Origin of the sequence: Prevotella sp. oral taxon 376 (assembly GCF_003043945.1) — a bacterium.
In the GTDB taxonomy this organism is placed as follows: Bacteria; Bacteroidota; Bacteroidia; order Bacteroidales; family Bacteroidaceae; genus Prevotella.
Window position 1 is genome coordinate 386560 of record NZ_PYXG01000001.1, and the last position, 18289, is coordinate 404848.

Annotated in this window: 14 protein-coding genes and 1 tRNA gene; 12 read left to right on the forward strand and 3 right to left on the reverse strand. The window is 53.9% G+C overall.

The features are described from left to right. Genes C7120_RS01755 through C7120_RS01775 form a run of 5 tightly spaced genes read left to right on the forward strand, consistent with a single transcriptional unit; the run spans position 1 to position 7989 of the window. Positions 1-2682, forward strand: coding sequence for a hypothetical protein (locus tag C7120_RS01755; protein WP_107620121.1), 2682 nt, complete (start codon positions 1-3; stop codon positions 2680-2682). Between the two features lie 5 nt (positions 2683-2687). Next, the gene (locus C7120_RS01760) at positions 2688-4148 is read left to right on the forward strand and encodes a hypothetical protein (RefSeq protein ID WP_146154187.1); all 1461 of its coding nucleotides are present in this window, start codon (positions 2688-2690) and stop codon (positions 4146-4148) included. Between the two features lie 29 nt (positions 4149-4177). Beyond that, complete coding sequence (locus C7120_RS01765; RefSeq protein ID WP_107620123.1) at positions 4178-5203, forward strand: hypothetical protein; 1026 nt, start codon at positions 4178-4180, stop codon at positions 5201-5203. A gap of 52 nt (positions 5204-5255) precedes the next feature. Next, the gene (locus C7120_RS01770) at positions 5256-7613 is read left to right on the forward strand and encodes a carbohydrate binding domain-containing protein (RefSeq protein ID WP_107620124.1); all 2358 of its coding nucleotides are present in this window, start codon (positions 5256-5258) and stop codon (positions 7611-7613) included. A 13-nt stretch (positions 7614-7626) separates the two neighbouring features. Next, the gene (locus C7120_RS01775) at positions 7627-7989 is read left to right on the forward strand and encodes a hypothetical protein (protein ID WP_107620125.1); all 363 of its coding nucleotides are present in this window, start codon (positions 7627-7629) and stop codon (positions 7987-7989) included. A gap of 416 nt (positions 7990-8405) precedes the next feature. Here C7120_RS01775 and C7120_RS01780 read toward each other — a convergent pair. Next, positions 8406-8476, reverse strand: a tRNA-Gln gene (locus C7120_RS01780). Between the two features lie 167 nt (positions 8477-8643). Here C7120_RS01780 and rsfS point away from each other — a divergent pair. The 3 genes from rsfS to C7120_RS01795 are packed head-to-tail and all read left to right on the forward strand — an operon-like array spanning position 8644 to position 11993. Further along, the gene (gene rsfS, locus C7120_RS01785) at positions 8644-9003 is read left to right on the forward strand and encodes a ribosome silencing factor (RefSeq protein ID WP_107620126.1); all 360 of its coding nucleotides are present in this window, start codon (positions 8644-8646) and stop codon (positions 9001-9003) included. Positions 9004-9054: 51 nt separating this feature from the next. Further along, the gene (gene ftsH / locus C7120_RS01790) at positions 9055-11124 is read left to right on the forward strand and encodes an ATP-dependent zinc metalloprotease FtsH (protein WP_107620127.1); all 2070 of its coding nucleotides are present in this window, start codon (positions 9055-9057) and stop codon (positions 11122-11124) included. Positions 11125-11129: 5 nt separating this feature from the next. Then, the gene (locus C7120_RS01795; protein WP_107620128.1) at positions 11130-11993 is read left to right on the forward strand and encodes a phosphatidate cytidylyltransferase; all 864 of its coding nucleotides are present in this window, start codon (positions 11130-11132) and stop codon (positions 11991-11993) included. A gap of 509 nt (positions 11994-12502) precedes the next feature. On the opposite strand, the gene C7120_RS01800 is transcribed toward C7120_RS01795, so the two are convergent. Together C7120_RS01800 and surE are read right to left on the reverse strand one after the other, a co-directional pair. Further along, entirely contained in the window at positions 12503-13681 is a 1179-nt protein-coding gene (locus C7120_RS01800; protein WP_107620129.1) for a lipid-A-disaccharide synthase, read from the reverse strand. After that, positions 13678-14454: a 5'/3'-nucleotidase SurE gene (surE, locus tag C7120_RS01805; RefSeq protein WP_107621345.1), complete on the reverse strand. Its 777-nt coding sequence runs from the start codon at positions 14452-14454 to the stop codon at positions 13678-13680. Before surE ends, C7120_RS01800 begins: the two co-directional genes overlap by 4 nt. A gap of 108 nt (positions 14455-14562) precedes the next feature. Between surE and C7120_RS01810 the strand changes: the two genes are divergently transcribed. Genes C7120_RS01810 through C7120_RS01825 form a run of 4 tightly spaced genes read left to right on the forward strand, consistent with a single transcriptional unit; the run spans position 14563 to position 18287 of the window. Next, on the forward strand, positions 14563-15327 hold the full coding sequence (locus tag C7120_RS01810) for a ParA family protein (protein WP_107620130.1): 765 nt from the start codon (positions 14563-14565) through the stop codon (positions 15325-15327). Positions 15328-15331: 4 nt separating this feature from the next. Beyond that, the gene (locus C7120_RS01815; RefSeq protein WP_107620131.1) at positions 15332-16240 is read left to right on the forward strand and encodes a ParB/RepB/Spo0J family partition protein; all 909 of its coding nucleotides are present in this window, start codon (positions 15332-15334) and stop codon (positions 16238-16240) included. Between the two features lie 3 nt (positions 16241-16243). Next, a complete protein-coding gene (locus tag C7120_RS01820; RefSeq protein ID WP_107620132.1) occupies positions 16244-16939 on the forward strand; it encodes a DUF5683 domain-containing protein in 696 nt (231 codons plus the stop codon). Positions 16940-16949: 10 nt separating this feature from the next. Next, positions 16950-18287, forward strand: a complete 1338-nt coding sequence (locus C7120_RS01825; protein ID WP_107621346.1) for a lytic transglycosylase domain-containing protein — start codon at positions 16950-16952, stop codon at positions 18285-18287. Positions 18288-18289 lie beyond the last annotated feature (2 nt).

The window sequence follows — 18289 nt, forward strand, 5'->3', positions numbered from 1 at the left end:
ATGTATATACATGGCCATTTCTATAACGATCCGGGCGACCGCGTCGAGGTTCACATCCTGACCCTCGGCGACCGAACGGAAGAGGTGGAAATCGGATCGGAAGGCAGCAACCTGTGCTGGACGGCCGATCCGGTGGAAATCACGAGCGAGGTGAACGATACCTTCGACCATCTCCTATGCCAGCAGGCGAGCGTGAGGTTACTGGCAAAGAACTTTGTGCCAGACTTCTTTTGCGTCTCCTGCCGCTACGCCACGGTGAACATCTATCGTGGCAAGGAGTGTCTGTTTGCCGGTTTCGTAGAACCTCAGGCCTACTCTCAGGGCTACAATGAAGAATATGACGAGATAGAACTGAGCTGCATAGACGCACTTTCGGCCTTACAATATTCGAAATACAGGAATGTGGGCAGCTTCGGAGTTCATTACGGCATCGAGAAAAGCGAGGCGGGAATGCGGACATTCCATGAGATTATGACTGGCATCCTGGCCGGCATAACAGGGGATCTTGACATCAGGGGAAATCAGACAATCCGGATACTGTACGACGGGAGCAAGGCGACAGATAACGCTGCCAGCAGCCGATACCTCATCTTTAAGCAGCTAACAATCTCAGAGCTGCTGTTCTTCGGAGACAAGGAAGATGAGATGTGGCAGCAGGACACGGTGCTTGAGGAAATGCTGAAATACCTGAACCTCCATATCGTGCAGGACGGCCTGACTTTCTATATCTTCTCATGGGAGACCGTCTGGAGCGACAGCCCGATATCGTGGCGCAACATCGTCAATGGACAGGTGGCACTCACCAGCAGGAAGAATATCACGATAGAGACGGCTATCGCGGCCGGCTGCGACACCCAGATCAGCATTGGCGAGGTGTACAACCAGATACTACTGACCTGCGAGACGAAGGAGGTGGAGAATGTCATAGAAAGCCCTCTGGACGAGGATATGCTTAAGTCTCCTTATGTGAACAAGCAGAAATACTGCACGGAATATTCGGCCGACGGCGACGGTAAGACTGCATACCGTGCATTCTATGAGATGTGCCACGATCAGACTACCGACTACGGGGCGGGGCGCATAACCACATGGTTCGTGCAGGTGATGGCAAACAAGCAGTGGAGATTCCCAAAGAGCGGCAATACGAGCATGGATCTTATCGACCTGTATTGCAGGGACGGCAGGAACCAGCAGACACTTCCGAACTGGCTGGGGTCGAATCCCGGCGCGGCAATACTGTCCATCGGCAGCGTGGAGATGAATACGGCCAAGGACGACAACAGTCCGACTTCGAAAGTGAGCATGGCGAATGTCCTCGCGGTGTCGGTCAACGGAAACGGCAAGGACGGAGAGAACGAGTGTTATCCCGGCGACAACGACCTGAAGTCCGGCATTCCCTACGCTGTATACACAGGCAGCAGCGCGGGCGGCAATTTCTCCCCCGCTGACGATGAGACCACAAACTACATCGTCCTGTCCGGAAAAGTCGCCTTGAATCCTCTGATGGAGATGACGGATGCGTTCAAACCCTTGCACGATGCGAATGAGTATACTTGGCACAAGGCCAACCTCTTCGGCCGATGGAAGGGCAAAGTCGTGCCGAGTCGCGACAACGATGACGGCCGGTACTACACGCGGAAGTACTGGTGTGCAGAGAATCCCAACGACGAAGCCGTATGGGACGAGTCCACGGGCTACGGGCTGGTGCCGTTCACCGGTAAGGGGCCGGAGCTATACGAGTTCAAGTACAGTGCCATCGGCGACAGCTCGGACACCGTCTCGAAGGTGGCCGTCCTTGCCTGCATGCTGATCATCGGTGACAAGTGCGTGGTCGAGACGGGTACGCAGGGACAGCCGGCCGATTTCAAGTGGCGGCCCTACAAGGCGAGGGAGGAATGCGGCAGCGACGACGAGTACTACCGACAGTCCTTCACCATAGGCTTCGACCCCAAGATAGGAGATAAGCTCATCGGTACGGAGTTCGACCTGCAGAACAACATCAGCTACACGATGGGCATTGACGCGGAAGGTACGGCGATACCCATCCGCAGATCCGATAGGGTGAGCGGTCAGGTACGGTTCCTGATACTCGGCCCGGTCAATACGATCTGGGATGAAATCACCCGTCGGCATCCTACCTTTTTCAGACATACGAGATGGGGTAGCAACAGCGTGCCTCTCCTGGCACATGTCAGCAATATCATGGTCAAGTCGTTTGAGGTCAAGGTTTATAGTAACAATGCCCTGACCAACAACACAGGCGACAGCGACCTTATCTATATGAGCGACACCCGAGAGGAGTTTACGAACAAAAAAGACAATCTCGAATTCAGGATATGTTCGGCACTAACATCTATAGAGTGTCGGGAGTTAGGCGTTGCCAATGTCGTGAGCCTCTCTACTCCACAGAACACCTCTACCGGCGACGGAATCCTGGATATCTATGATCATGCCCATGGTATACAGGCAAAGCCGGAGCGTCTTTATGTGGACAGCTACTACGCCGAGTACCACCTGCCCCGAATCCTGATGGAACAGAAGCTGTTAGACAGCAGTGACATCATCGGGCTTTTCAACCACTACACACACACCGCTCTGGGCAAGGCGTTCTTCGTCCAGGGAATCAGCCGTAACCTTACGGAGGGGCGTGCAGACTTAACGCTGAAGGAGATAGGGGAATGATAGATGTGAAGTTAATCAGAAAGCCCAAGGGCGGAAATAACGGAGACGGGAGCCCCCACGGTTCCGGATTTGCGGGCATGGGTAGAACCGCCGAGGAGGCAAAGCGGGCTTCCCGCGCCGATAAGTCTGATTATGCTGACCAGGCGGATTATGCTAATCGGGCGGGGCACGCTGCTCGGTCAGCTTATGCAGATCAAGCCAATGATATACCGGACGGAAGTCCTCTATACGACCGTTTCCTCCGCAAGGATTCTGACGACGAGACCCACGGCTCCCTGGGAATAGGCAAGGATCTTACGGTAAAAGGTCTCGCGTCATTCCTTGGCGGAATCATCGCGAAGGCCGAGAGCCTGTTTTCCGGAATCCGGAATACGGGGGACATTATCAATGACGGCCGCATTCAGACCAAGAACCTGACCGTAACAGGTAAAGCATCATTCTTTGAATTGGAGATAATAAAGGCCAAGGCCGCCGGAGGTCTCGTCTTTGTAAGCCCCGGCGAATTCCACGCAGACCTTGTACAAGAAACAGAAGATGGTTATATCCTCTGTCAGAACGCGGAGAAAGACGGCAAGATGCTCATGCAGACCATTGAGGAGAACGACCAGCTCTTCTGCTGCGATGTCAACATAGGAGAGGGCGCGTACACGGAAGAGTCCAACCGCTACTACTGGCGCAGGGTAATGTCCGCCCCCACGGAATATGTGATAAAGACGATAGACGACAAGCCGTGCCGTTGCCTGACGGTTACCCTCTCCAAGGAGGACAGGGACATGTCCTCGGATGACAGACCCCGTGTCGGGGATGACCTCTGCGTGTGCGGCAACCGCACCAACCCGGAACGGATGGGCGTAATCATCACATCGGCCTATCGCAGTTTTGACCCGGACTTGAAAGCTCCTTACTGGGCTCAATATGCAGGGATAAACGACTATAGCTTCCCGTCCCATCGCAGGACATTCCTTGCCAACAACAGTAATGAAATCGTCGGACGTCTGAAGGTGGTGAGCGAGACCGGAGACATCCTGCCCGTACCCTGCGACAAGGGGGCGTGGGAGAACAAGCCCCATTCCTATTACGACCGCGTGTCCCACACAGGCTCGTTGTGGCTGTGCGTCATAGAGCCGGGCAAGACCACGACCGAGGAGCCCGGTACGGGCGACGCTTGGCAAAGACAGGTCAGCAAGGGCGACGATCCGGTCATGCTGTCGATCCTCACGGACAAGGGGAATGTCATCCGGAACGGCCAGGGTCGGATAACCCTGACGGCCGTCGTAACGCAAGGCGGTGAGGACATTACCGGCAACTTCCAGCCGGAGGATTTCTCGTGGCTTCGCCAAAGCGGCAACGACGAATACGACGCGGAATGGAATAACCGTCATGTCCGCGTAGGCAGGAGCATCACCGTCTCTTCGGAGGACATCTGGAAGAGGGCGCAGTTCGAGTGCGTCCTTTATGACATTTAGAAAACGAATTTTTAAAACATAACAGAATCATGGCAACAACAGCAAGAAATCAAATCACCATCGTAGACCTCAACGACGCCAAGAGCGTACAGGTCTACTTCACCTCATCACAGGGTTTTGCGCAGAACTATAACCCCGATACCCATGTCTACGCCCCGGTGTATACCACATCCAACAATGTGATAACGCCCCATGTGTACGAGACGGGCGACGCCAACGACCATCTGGCGCGCTGCACAAATGTCAAGTACACCATCAACGGCGCGGCATATACGGCAAGCAGCAGCAACGCCTCCTATGTCGTGGGCTCTGACGGCACGCTGACGGTAAAGGTGAACCTCACCGGCAACCTCAATGTTACCTTCGAGACGGACTATACCGACGAGGACAACATCGTGAGCAAGGTGGGCGGATCGTTCGTCCTGATGCACAACGTGTCCAGCGGGGCTCTGTTCCAGGTAGTGCTGACCTGTCCCAAGGGCAATATTTTCGACAAGTCAGTATCTGGGAACCTCACCGTTACGGCACAGGCCGTGCGCGGGGGCGTGCCTGACGACAGCAATGTTACCTACACATGGACACAGTTCGACATCGGCGCGGGGACATGGAAGAATGTCGCGAGCGGCCGGGCAAGCGGAAAGACGCTGACCGTGCAGCCGGCGGATGTCCTGAACTTCCAGACATTCAAGTGCGTGGCCAAGGATGCGGGAGGTACTGATGCGACCGCGACGGCGGAAGCCATCGTTACTTTTCAGGACCTCACCGACCCCTATGTGGTAGAGCTCTACTGCCCGACCGGCGACAAGATCGTGAACGGCACGGGCTCGACCACGGTCAATGCGCGCGTCTGGCAGGGCGGCGTGAAGATTGAGGACGAGACTACGGCCGCCGCGTCGAGGAAGTTCAACTATTCGTGGACGAAGTTCGACAAGGCCGGTGCGGCGCAGAACTGGAACGGCACGACGAGCAATGTGAAGACGGGCAACCCGATAACCGTCTTGGCGGCAGAGGTGAATGTGAAGACCACCATCGTCTGCGAGATAACGAAGAAGTAAGAACCGACCCGTGGCGGGATGCAGAATTCCGCCCGGGCTTAATGACTACAGTATGTCAACGATAGCAAGATCCCAGATAACGATAACCGAGCAGCGTAAGGATTACACCTTCTTCCGCTACTCCGACGACGGGGGGAAAACCTTCACGGCTGCGGAAGCAGGAAAGCTCGCGGAGGCAAGAGCCATCCAAGGCGTCGGCAGGAACTACGCCAACCAGCCGGCTGCCGTAAACGGCGAGAAAATCATAACGCTGTATGACGGGTTCCTCGAGAACCAGCCCGCCGTGCCGTTCTACCTCTCCGCCCGGGCGAAGTACCATGTCAGCGCGAACGCCAAAAGCGGCAAGCTGCAGTCGAACATATCCCCGAAGCTGGAGGACGGAAAGACGGTCTGGTCGAACCTCCTGTTTGCCGACGGCTCGTCCACGCTGCAGGCCGACGGCACGGTAAAGGACGGAGAGGCGTCGTTCTCTAAGGTAATCAACGCAAGGATAGCCTCCCTGTCAGGGGTATGGCTGCGGTCGTTTGTCTATCTCGAGGACGGTATCACCAAGGACCCCGACTCCTACTGGTACGACATACAGATAGACTACGGCCCGCTGACCGACTACGCTCCTGCCCCGGAAGACATGGCGGTCGGGACCACCCCGGGCAAGTGGCTCGGCGTGGCGACCTGGGACAAACCCTACCCGCCCCTGGAGCCCTCCGCCTACTCGTGGAGCAAGGTCAAGGGCGAGGACGGACCACCGGGAGAGGCAGCCGAGTTCTACCGCCTCGTGCCCGTTACCGAGAGTGCCGTGGTCGGCAGGGACAAGAAGCTCACCGCCTCCTTTGTATATCGGATAGAGCATGTCGTGGGCAATGCCATCACGGCCGTGCCCGCCACGGAAGACCTGCAGGTAAGGTACAGGGGCAACGGCGGCACCCCTGCGGATATCTGCATGACCGTGGGCGACACCCCGTCCTCCACCTATACGCTCGAGGACTATCCGGCCGCCACACACCCCGACTACTTCCATGTGGAGTTGGTGAACGCTGGGGGAGACATACTCGACCGCAGGACGGTACCCGTTACCTTCTCCACCCTCGCCGCCCTCGACATCGACGGGCAAGTAGGGAAAATATCCGCCAAGGTGCAGGGCATGACCGTGGGCGGGCGGAATCTGCTCAAGGGTACGGCGTTTAGAAAAGACTACCCCGACTGGTTCCGGCTCTCGTCGGGTGCGACCATAGACCCGGCAATCAGGCACGGCGGACACAACAGCGTGGACTGTACGGCCTCGGGACAGACCGAAGACAAGTACAAGGGCGTGTTCTTCAAGACCAATGTGGAACCGGGGAAAGAGTACACGGCCTCCGTATGGGCGCACGGAGACCCCGACACGATAGACCTGGACGCCTACCTTGAGATTATCCACACCGACGCGCAGGGACAGAGGCAGCATGTCGCCTTGCAGAGCATCAAGCCGACGCAAACAGGCACATGGCAGCGTACATCCTGCACATTTACCGTTCCCACCGGTACGGAATCCATAGAGTGCAACTTCTTCGTCGTGCGCAACGGCAACCTGCATATCGCAGAGCCGATGCTTGCCTCGGGAAGCATGCTCACCGACTGGCAGCCCGCACCGGAGGACGCCGAGGCGTACCTTGCCGAGATAGAAACTACCGTCACCAAAATATCACTCTCGATAACAGACCTGAAGACGGGGCTTGAAGCTGTCGGTATACACTTGTTCGCAACGGAGAAGCCGCAGATACGCTTTGTCGGCAACAATGTCGGTTTTTATGGCGTGGACGGCAAGATGTACATCGGTCAGGGCGTGGACGAGCAGGGCAGGGTATATCTCATCATCTATGACAGAGATGGCGTTACGCCGAAGTACAATCTCGGCTACATGGGCATGCCCGAACTTATTGGGAACGCCACACCCTACAGCATGGTGCCTGTCAACGAGCTCGGTCCGATTCCGCCAGGGATTGCCCTCCTCGCTCAAGACCTCTGGAACGACATGCAGGGTACCCAGTACGCCTCGCTCAGGAGGACACTCTGGCGATATACCGAGGCCTATACTCTCGATTCCCAAGGAAACAAGATATATCAGTACGGCGGGGCTTATAACGGCGTGTACGACAGCCCCGCGATAGGTAGTGATAACAAGCCGGCTGGGAACAGGGCAACAGTAGAGCCCGGGGCGTACATCGGTGTATGGGACACTTCCGACCCGAGCGGAGATCATCGCAGTACTATCATCGTCTACAGATACAATACGGCCAGCGGTGTCCAGTCTCAGAATCTGAAGGTTAGAAGAACCACGGACCAGCAGGGGAGGGCTGTCTATCTGACAAGTCTGTCTGGCGGTGAATATACGGAAAGTCTTCTCCTTCCGGAAAGAGAAATCACCCCTTAATGTTTAAACCACGATGAAAAGTTATAGCAGGGACAGACTGATAGTCAAGGGTACGCTGAACGGCAGGGGGCATTACTTCCTGCTTGACAGCGGGGCGGTATGCGGGATTCTCAGCAGACACCTGAAAGGATTGCGCCTGTCTACGGTAAAAGTCAGGATAATGGATGCCAGCGGCGACACGCGCTCATGCTACACGAGCAACGATTTCGTAACGATAGGCGGCCGCAGGGTGGCGCAGTTCGTGGTATCGGACTTCAGCGATATCCAGCACAACATACGGGAGCAGACGGGTATCTGGATAGACGGTATCATCGGGCTTACCCAGATGCAGATGCTCGGATTAAAGATAGATTTCTCGAAAATGGAGATAACTTAAAAAAAAGAAAAGACACAGTTGGAGTTCTGACAGGAGGTATCCCAAAAAGAACATTTCGTTTTGTAAATTCAAACGCTTCGTTTTATTTTTCTGGAACATTTCGTTTTGCGGATTATAATACCTTATTGCTTACGACAGAGAAGAAAACAAAGAAAAAGCATCAAAAGGCTCAAGCACACACTTGAGAACGAAGGATTTCTGCCATATTGGCGTTCTTGTAGAAGAATAAACCTGACAATACGAGACATCAGTTTCACCATCAATTCATGTATACCCATGATGATTTTCTGTACAGGGAGCAACAGAAACCATGCCCTGCAAAACCGATACCGACATTCCGTAGCCTTTGGCATGTCGACAATTGGGTCTTCCATTGGCAACGAAAAAGGCTAAGTACCGAAATACTTAGCCTCTTGTTGGGATACCCGGATTCGAACCAGGAATGACAGGACCAGAATCTGTAGTGTTACCATTACACCATATCCCACTATTTCCGCATGGATCATCCAATTGTGTCTGCAAAGGTACTGCTTTTTTGCGACATTCCAAAAGATTTCCAAACTTTTTTCATAAAAAAGTGCAAAAACAATCTTAAAACCTGTCTTTTAAAAATAAATAGGATTATCTTTGTATCCTATAACATAAAAAAATTGAATGACAACGACACAACAGTTAGTAAAAACTATCATTAAAGGTATCCAAGAGAAGAAGGGACAGAACATCACCATTGTAGATTTTTCCGGAATCGACGGGACTATTGCCAATTACTTTGTTATCTGCCAAGGCAACTCCCCGTCGCAGGTGGAGGCCATAACCGAGTCCATTGTCGACATCGTAAGAAACGAAGAAGGCGAGAAGCCCGTAAATGTCGTGGGACTCGGAAACGACCAGTGGGTGGCCATGGACTACACCGATGTCCTCGTACACATATTCCTGCCGGAAATCAGGGAGTTCTACGATCTCGAGAATCTCTGGGAAGATGCCAAACTGACAACGGTTCCGAACCTCGATTAATGTGGCATGCTATTTGCCGGAATGTATCATATCATACATTTATTTTAATTTATGGACAATAACAGAAACCGATATAATCGGAGCAACAAGAACAGCAACCAGCCCAAGATGCCAAGGTTTAACATGACCTGGATCTATGTCATTGCCTTCGTGATGATAACTCTGGTCCTCTTCAATGGCGGTGGCGACCTCCTCGCGGGCGAAGGAGCCTCGAAGGTGGTTACATATACTAAGTTCAAGGAGTATGTAGACGGCGGCTATGCCGAGAAGGTGGTAATCAACAAAACGGGCAACACGCTGAAGATGTATGTCAAGGCGAAGAATATCCGGGATGTCTTCCAGATGCCCGCCAAGCAGGTGGGACAGAACCCTTATGTGAAAGTTCAGTTCGGTTCCGTCGACGAATTGGAGAAGTATCTGGATGAATCGCAGAAAGCCGGAAAGATAAGAGACTTCGCCTACGACAACAAGGATGAGAACGGCTTGGGGAGCTTACTCTGGGGAATAGCCCCGTTTGCCGGTATCATCCTTATCTGGTGGCTCATGATGCGCGGCTTCAGCGGAGGCGCCGGAGGAGGCGGAGGCGGCGTGTTCAATGTCGGCAAGAGCAAGGCCAGGCTCTACGAGAAAGGCAACGAGATGGGCATTACCTTCAAGGATGTGGCCGGCCAGGAAGGCGCGAAGCAGGAAGTGCAGGAAATCGTCGACTTCCTGAAGAACCCGAAGAAATATACCGACCTCGGGGGAAAGATTCCCAAGGGCGCATTACTCATCGGCCCTCCGGGAACAGGAAAGACTCTACTGGCCAAGGCTGTTGCCGGTGAGGCCGGCGTGCCTTTCTTCTCCATGTCGGGGTCTGACTTCGTTGAGATGTTCGTAGGCGTGGGCGCGAGCCGTGTGCGCGATGTCTTCCGCCAGGCCAAGGAGAAAGCACCCTGTATCATCTTCATCGATGAAATCGACGCCGTGGGCCGCGCGCGTTCCAAAAACCCGTCGATGGGCGGAAACGACGAGCGCGAGAACACCCTGAATGCCCTCCTCACGGAGATGGACGGGTTCGGAACCAACTCGGGAGTCATCGTCCTTGCTGCTACCAACCGCGTCGACATGCTCGACGGGGCCTTGCTGCGTGCCGGCCGTTTCGACCGCCAGATTCATGTAGACCTTCCCGATCTGGCAGAGCGCAAGGCCATTTTCAATGTCCACCTGCGGCCGATCAAGAAAGACGAGACCGTAGACATCGACTTCCTTGCCCGTCAGACACCTGGCTTCTCGGGTGCAGACATCGCCAATGTATGTAACGAGGCTGCCCTCATTGCTGCCCGCCACAATAGCAATCATGTAACGAAACAAGACTTCCTGGATGCCGTAGACCGCATCATCGGCGGTCTGGAGAAGAAGACAAAGGTGATGACAGCCGACGAGAAACGGGCCATCGCCATCCACGAGGCAGGCCATGCCACCATCTCTTGGTTCTGCCGGCATGCCAATCCGCTCGTCAAGGTAACCATCGTTCCGCGTGGCCAGGCCCTCGGGGCGGCATGGTATCTGCCAGAAGAGCGCGTCATCACCACCAAGGAGGAGATGCTCGACGAGATGTGCGCGCTCCTTGGCGGCCGGGCGGCAGAGGACCTGTTCGTGCACCATATATCAACGGGTGCGATGAACGACCTTGAGCGCGCCACCAAGAGCGCTTACGGAATGGTGGCCTATGCGGGCATGAGCGACAGGCTGCCGAACATCTGCTACTATAACAATCAGGAATACCAGTTCCAGCGTCCCTACTCCGAGACGACGGCGAAGGTGATGGACGACGAGGTCCTGAAGATGATCAACGAGCAGTATGAGCGTGCAAAGCAGATCCTCACGGAGCACGCCAAGGGGCACAAGGAGCTCTCCGACCTGCTCTTCCAGCGAGAAGTGATCTTCGCGGAGGATGTGGAGCGCATCTTCGGCAAGCGTCCGTGGACAAGCCGCTCGGAGGAAATCATCGAAGCCAACAAGGCCAACGCCCCCAAGCTGGAGGACATGCCCGACATCGTGAAACAGGCACAGGCCGAGCATGAGTCCGCAAAAGCGGCCGAGGCAGGCGACGAAAAGGAACCAACAGAAGAAGAATAACGATTATGAGTGACAAGATGAGGAATCTCATTGTGAGAGCCATTACCGGAGCCTTGTTTGTGGCCATCATGGTGGTCTGCTTCCTGCGACCCGTCGCCATGGTGTTTCTGTTCTCGCTCATCACGGGCCTGACCATCTGGGAATACTGCGGACTGGTAAACGCGGAGAAGGAAATCACCGTCAACCGGTTCATCTCAACCGTGGCGGGAGTCTATTTCTTCCTCGCCGTGGCAGGCATCAACAGCGGATACATCCAGACCAGCGGCGTCTTCATACCTTATCTGCTCACCATCGTCTACCTGTTTATCTCGGAGCTTTACACGAAGAACGCCAATGCCATCAACGACTGGGCATACACCATGCTCGCCCAGATGTACATCGCCCTGCCGCTCTCCATGATCAATGTGCTGGCCTTCCGCCAGTCGGCCGACGGCACCATCAGCTTCTATTACCTGCTGCCGCTCTGCGTATTCATCTTCCTGTGGGTCAACGATACGGGTGCCTACTGCAGCGGCTCGCTCTTCGGACGGCACAAACTGTTTCCCCGCATCAGCCCGGGGAAGTCCTGGGAGGGCAGCATAGGAGGAGGTCTGTTCGTGCTTCTGACGGCCGGAGCCATCGGATATTACGAGAATCAGGGCACCAATCTCTCCGGCCTGACCGTCGCACAGTGGATAGGACTGGGCCTGACCATAGTACTCTTCGGCACTTGGGGCGACCTTGTGGAAAGTCTTTTCAAGCGCACACTGGGCATCAAGGACAGCGGAAACATCCTTCCCGGCCACGGCGGCATGCTCGACCGGTTCGACTCTTCGCTCATGGCGATTCCCGCCTCCGCCATCTATCTTTACACCCTGACCCTGTTCTAACCGCAAGGGGAAAAAGACGAGAATACTACAAAAAGTCAAGCGAGAGGCCGACGGACAAGAAAACGCATGAGGCCCGTACTTTTCATAACGAATCGTACGGGCCTCATTCTTCGGGTTCTGCAACGGCAAGCCTTACTTGTTGTTCATGTCCTTAACCTCCAGGGTCTTGCAAACCAAAACCGCGGCGATGCCCAGAACCAGTGCGAATGTTCCCATTTCTAAATCTTTTAGTTGATATATTCTCGTTTAATTTCGGCGCAAAGGTAGGCTGCCCCGTGCGTCCGCACAAGGTTTTTCCATGATTTATATCACATTTCTTGATTTTATTGATCAAGGTCAATAAAAGAGGAGGTCCCGACCTGCAACCCGAAAGGCCGCTGCCAGCTTGACAAAATCGGCGAAATCGTGGGACGAAATCGGCGATTTTGTAGGACAATCTCGCCGATTTTGTCAAACCGATAGCGGCATACCGGCTTCCTTTCTGCCATGAACAAGCCTCCTGTGTGTCTCTAACGAGAACCCTGTTTGCCGTTTTCCCTAAGCAGACCGACCATTATCCGTGCCGCATTATCAGGCGCGACGGTGTCTCCAAGCCGTTCGCGGACCTCGCCGTAGGCCTTGAGCATCTCGCCGCGGAACGGACTTTCGGGAAGCAACTTGCCAAGCTCGGTCCTGATATTGGACACCGAAAAACGGTCTGCCATCAATTCCTGCACGATTTCCCGGTCGGCTATCAGATTCACGAGACTGATATATTCGCACTGGATGATATGGTTGAAGGCAAAGCGAATCAGCTTCGGCACGGGCGTCTCATAACAAACTACCTGCGGAACATCAAGGAGAGCCGTCTCGAGAGTGGCTGTCCCGCTCGTTACAAGTGCTGCCGTGGCATGGCAGAGCAAGGCATAGGTCTCGTTCTTCACCATCTTCACGCCGGTTCCGGAAATGTACTGCTCATAATATTCATCCTCTATCGAGGGAGCTCCCGCCAATACCAACTGGTAATCCGCGTATTGCCGGGCAGCCTCTATCATGGCCGGGAGGTTGTCTTTGATCTCTTGCTTGCGGCTTCCTGCCAGCAAGGCAATCACTGGCTTGCCTGCCATAACGGGATGGGGAGACAGCGTTTGCTGCCTTTCCACAAAGTCGGCAAAGGTCTCCTTATACCCCTCACGGAAGGTGCGCACTTCCTCCGCCGTGGGATTTCCCACATAGTGTATTTTGTAATGATATTTCCCCTCATAAAAAGGAACCTCAAACGGCAGGATGGAGAACATCTCGCTGACATTCCGGCGGATGCTCCTGATGCGCCATTCCTTCCATGCCCATATCTTTGGAGAGATATAATAGTAAACGGGGATGCGTGTTTTCGCGTGCACGAACTTCGCTATTTTCAGGTTGAATCCCGGATAGTCTACGAGTATTACGACATCGGGACTCCAGGCCACGATGTCCTTCTTGCACATCGCCATGTTGCGGAAGATGGTGCGCAGGTGCAGAAGCACGGGCACAAAGCCCATGTAGGCCAACTCCTTATAGTGCCTCACACGGGTTCCTCCGACGGCACTCATGAGGTCGCCTCCAAAGAAGCGGAACTCGGCCTTGCTGTCAATCTTTTTCAGCGAGCTCATCAAGTAACTTGCATGGAGGTCGCCACTCGCCTCCCCTACGATGAGATAGTATTTCATAACTGCCAACTCCTGATTCGTTCCATCGCCTCATAGGCCGTTACATCCATGGTTGTCGGCGTAATGGCCACATACCCGTGGCTGACGGCCCACTGGTCGCTGTCCTCGGCATCGGGCTCATCGTTCTCGTATCGGCCTACCACCCAGAAATAGTCGTAGCCGCGCGGATGATGCTCTTTCACGATTTCCTGCACCCAGCGGCCATAGGCCATGCGGCACACTCTGACGCCCTCGAAGGTCTTCCGGTTGGGGAAATTGACATTCAGGCAAACACCTTTCGGCAGGCCCTCAGCCAATACGCGCTCCACGATCTGTCGCACATAGTGGGTGAGGTTTCCCTGATCGGCCGTCTCGTCGTAGTTGCAATTCGAGAACGCTATCGACGGAATATACTTCATGCAGCCCTCCATCGCCACGCCCATGGTACCCGAATAATGGGCGTTCACCGTCGAGTTGTCGCCGTGGTTGATGCCGCCGAGAACGAGATCGGGCTTCCGCTCCCGGCAAAACTGGTCTATCGCGAGCTTCACGCAGTCGACGGGAGTGCCGTTGCAAGACCACACCTCTACATCTTCCCCCATGTTATGACGGCGCTTCAAGCGGAGGGAAGGGACGGCCGAAAAGGCGCACGAATAGCCCGAGCGTGCCGATTCTGGCGCACAGACAAGCACATCGGCAAAGTCTTTCACCATGTTTACGAGTGCCCGGATGCCCACCGAGTGATAACCGTCATCGTTGGAAATGAGTATTAACGGTCTTTTAATATCCATCATTTTCATTTTATTTTCCCCGCAAAAGTACGAAAAAAAGGTTAATCTTACGACTTTCTCCCGTAAAATATGTATCTTTGCAATCAAAATTAATTATAGAAAGAGGCTAAAATGGGTAAAATAATTGCAATCGCGAATCAAAAAGGCGGCGTAGGAAAGACCACTACCTCCATTAACCTTGCCGCTTCTCTGGCCACCCTGGAGAAGTCGGTGCTCATCGTAGATGCCGACCCCCAGGCCAACGCTTCCAGCGGTTTAGGCGTCGACATCACGCAGGTGGAGTGCTCTATCTATGAGTGCATCATCGACCACGCCGATGTGCGCGACTCCATCTATACCACTGACATCGAAGGACTGGACATCATTCCGAGCCACATCGACCTCGTGGGGGCGGAAATCGAGATGCTGAACCTCGACAATCGGGAAAAGATCCTGAAAGGCGTACTTGACCCCATCCGCGACGAATACGACTATATTCTCATCGACTGCTCGCCCTCGCTGGGGCTTATCACCGTGAACGCACTCACCGCGGCCGACTCCGTCATCATTCCGGTGCAGTGCGAATATTTCGCGCTGGAAGGTATCAGCAAGCTGCTCAATACCATCAAGATCATCAAGAGCCGCCTGAACCCGAAGCTCGAGATAGAGGGATTCCTGCTCACGATGTACGACAGTCGCCTCCGCCTTGCCAACCAGATATACGACGAGGTGAAGCGACACTTCCAAGAACTGGTCTTCAAGACCATCATCCAGCGCAATGTGAAACTCAGCGAGAGCCCGAGTCATGGCCTGCCGGCCATCCTGTATGACGCGGATTCTACAGGCGCCAAGAACTATATGGCACTTGCCAAGGAAATTATGAACAAGAACAACTAAGGATATGGCGGTACACAAGAAATACAACACCAGCACGAAGAACAATGCCCTGGGACGAGGACTTGACGCGCTGATTTCCACGGACAGTGTTACCACCGGCGGTTCCTCTACCATCAACGAGATTCCGATCTCGCAGATTGAGGCAAACCCTAACCAGCCACGCCACGAATTCGACGAGGAGGCGCTTCACGAACTGGCCGTAAGCATTAAGGAAATCGGTATCATCCAGCCCATCACGCTGCGGCAGGTGGCATCCAACCGGTTCCAGATTATCGCCGGGGAGCGCCGCTGGAGAGCCTCGCAGCTGGCCGGACTGAACTCCCTGCCGGCCTATATCCGCACCATCGATGATGAGAATGTCATGGAAATGGCACTCGTGGAGAACATTCAACGCGAAGACCTGAACGCCATCGAGATAGCCCTCGCCTATGAACACCTGATGGAAGGGACGGGAATGACCCAGGAAAAAGTGAGTGAACGCGTAGGCAAAAGCCGTACCGCCATCACCAACTATCTGCGATTGCTGAAACTTCCGGCACAAATCCAGATGGCACTTCAGAAGAAGGAGATCGACATGGGGCATGCCCGTGCATTGCTGTCGCTTGAGAATCCTGCCTTTCAGATTAAGCTTTACAAGGAGATTATCAAGAATACATACTCCGTGAGAAAGGTCGAAGACATGGTAAGGCTCCTCAAGAACGGGGAGGATATAGAAAGCGGAAAGCGCAAGATAACCGCCAAGGCCCAACTCTCCAAGACTTACGAGAACTACAAGAAGCAACTCTCCAGCATCCTGGACGCCAAAGTTCAGCTCTCGGCCACCGCTAAGGGGAAGGGTAAAATCATGATTCCCTTTGCCAACGAAGACGATCTGAGCCGAATCATGGATATCCTGGGGAAGATTAAAGAATAGCCGATGGTGAATACTGCGAACCATATCAAGTCGGTCATTGCCATCACCTGCATGTTGCTGATGCCATCCCCACTATTGGCGCAAGTAGAAAAAGACACGCTCAAGGCAGAGGAGCTCCTCACCACGGAGGATTCCATACTGTTAATGAAGGACGCCCCCGTCCTGCCCGCCAAACATGGGCGCGACTGGACAACATGGCGACCGAATGCCAAGAGGGCGCTCTGGCTCTCGCTGGTTCTTCCCGGTGCGGGACAGATTTACAATCGGAAATACTGGAAGTTGCCCATCGTCTATGGAGGCTTCGTCGGCTGTGTCTATGCCTTGCGGTGGAATAATATGATGTATAAAGACTATTCCCAGGCCTACATGGACCTCATGGACAACGACCCCAACACGCAGAGCTACAACCAGTTCCTGCATCTCGGCAACACCATCGACGACAGCAACAAGAGCCGCTATCAGGAAATCTTCAAGAAGCGAAAAGACAGATATCGCCGTTGGCGCGACCTCAGTCTCTTCGCGATGATAGGAGTCTACGCCCTCTCGGTCATCGACGCCTATGTCGACGCTTCCCTTTCGGAATTCGACATTTCGCGCGACCTCAGTCTGAGGGTCAAGCCCACGGTCATCAACCGCGGCGAATCACGCAATCCCATGCAATCTTCGGCATTGGGATTACAATGCAGTCTGAATTTCTAAGGATATGAAAATGAAAAGTATATATATAATTATTGCCACAATGATGCTGGGCTCTATAGCTACCAAAGCCCAGAACAACAATGAAATCATCGTAACAAACGAAGAAGGAAAACAAGAAGTCATCGACCTCCCGGAAGGCATGACCAGCGAGTTTGACTCCCTGATGTACCTGTATAACTCAAAAACTTACCTCAAGGCAGATACCAGCTGTAACCTCCCGGACATTAATCCTGTATACGACAAGGAAGTCTACAAGGAGCGTCTGAGCAGGATTCCGTCAGTGATAGAAATGCCTTACAACGAGGTTGTGCAGAAATTTATCGACAAATATAGCGGTCAGTTGCGCCGTTCCGTCAGTCTGATGCTCGGCGCACAGAACTTCTACATGCCCATCTTTGAACAAGCCTTGGAGACTTACGGCCTGCCACTGGAACTGAAATACCTGCCCATCATCGAATCAGCCCTTAATCCGAGAGCCGTTTCCCGCGTGGGCGCTACCGGCCTTTGGCAATTCATGGTGGAGACCGCAAAGAACTACGGCCTCGAAATCAACTCTCTTGTCGACGACCGCAGAGACCCCGTCAAGTCATCTTATGCCGCCGCCCGCTACCTGGGCGACCTCTACAAGATCTTCGGCGACTGGAATCTTGTGATAGCCGCCTATAACTGCGGTCCCACAAATATCAGCAAGGCCATCCACCGGGCGGGAGGAGAAAAAGACTACTGGCGCATTTACCCCTACCTTCCAAGGGAGACCCGGGGATATGTACCCGCGTTTATCGCAGCCAACTACATCATGAATTACTACTGCGACCACAACATCTGTCCGATGAGGACCACGCTCCCCGCCAAGACAGATACCGTGATGGTGAATCGTGATGTTCACTTCGAGCAGATCGTCCACTTCCTGAATGTCGACATCAACCAGCTCAAAGAGCTCAACCCCAGATATCGCCGCAACATCATAAACGGGAAAAGCGAGCTGGCATCACTCCGCCTTCCTTCCTCCCTGGTCAACCAATTTATCGACAACGAGGATGACATTTACGCCTACGACACCGAGGATTTGCTGAACAAACGCACGGAAGTAGAAGTAAACAACATCATTCCCAGCTATTCATCAGACTACAAGAGCTATAGCGGCAATAAAAGAAGAAGCCGGGGAAAGGGAACCTACAATAAGGGAAGGAACAAGAAGAGCTCTCGCGGGAAGAGCATTACCATCAAGAGCGGAGACACTCTTTCCGAGATTGCCGCACGCAACCACACTACTGTGAGCAAGCTCCGTAAACTCAACAAGATCAAAGGGAACAACATTCGAGCCGGCAAGAAAATCAAAGTGAAATAATA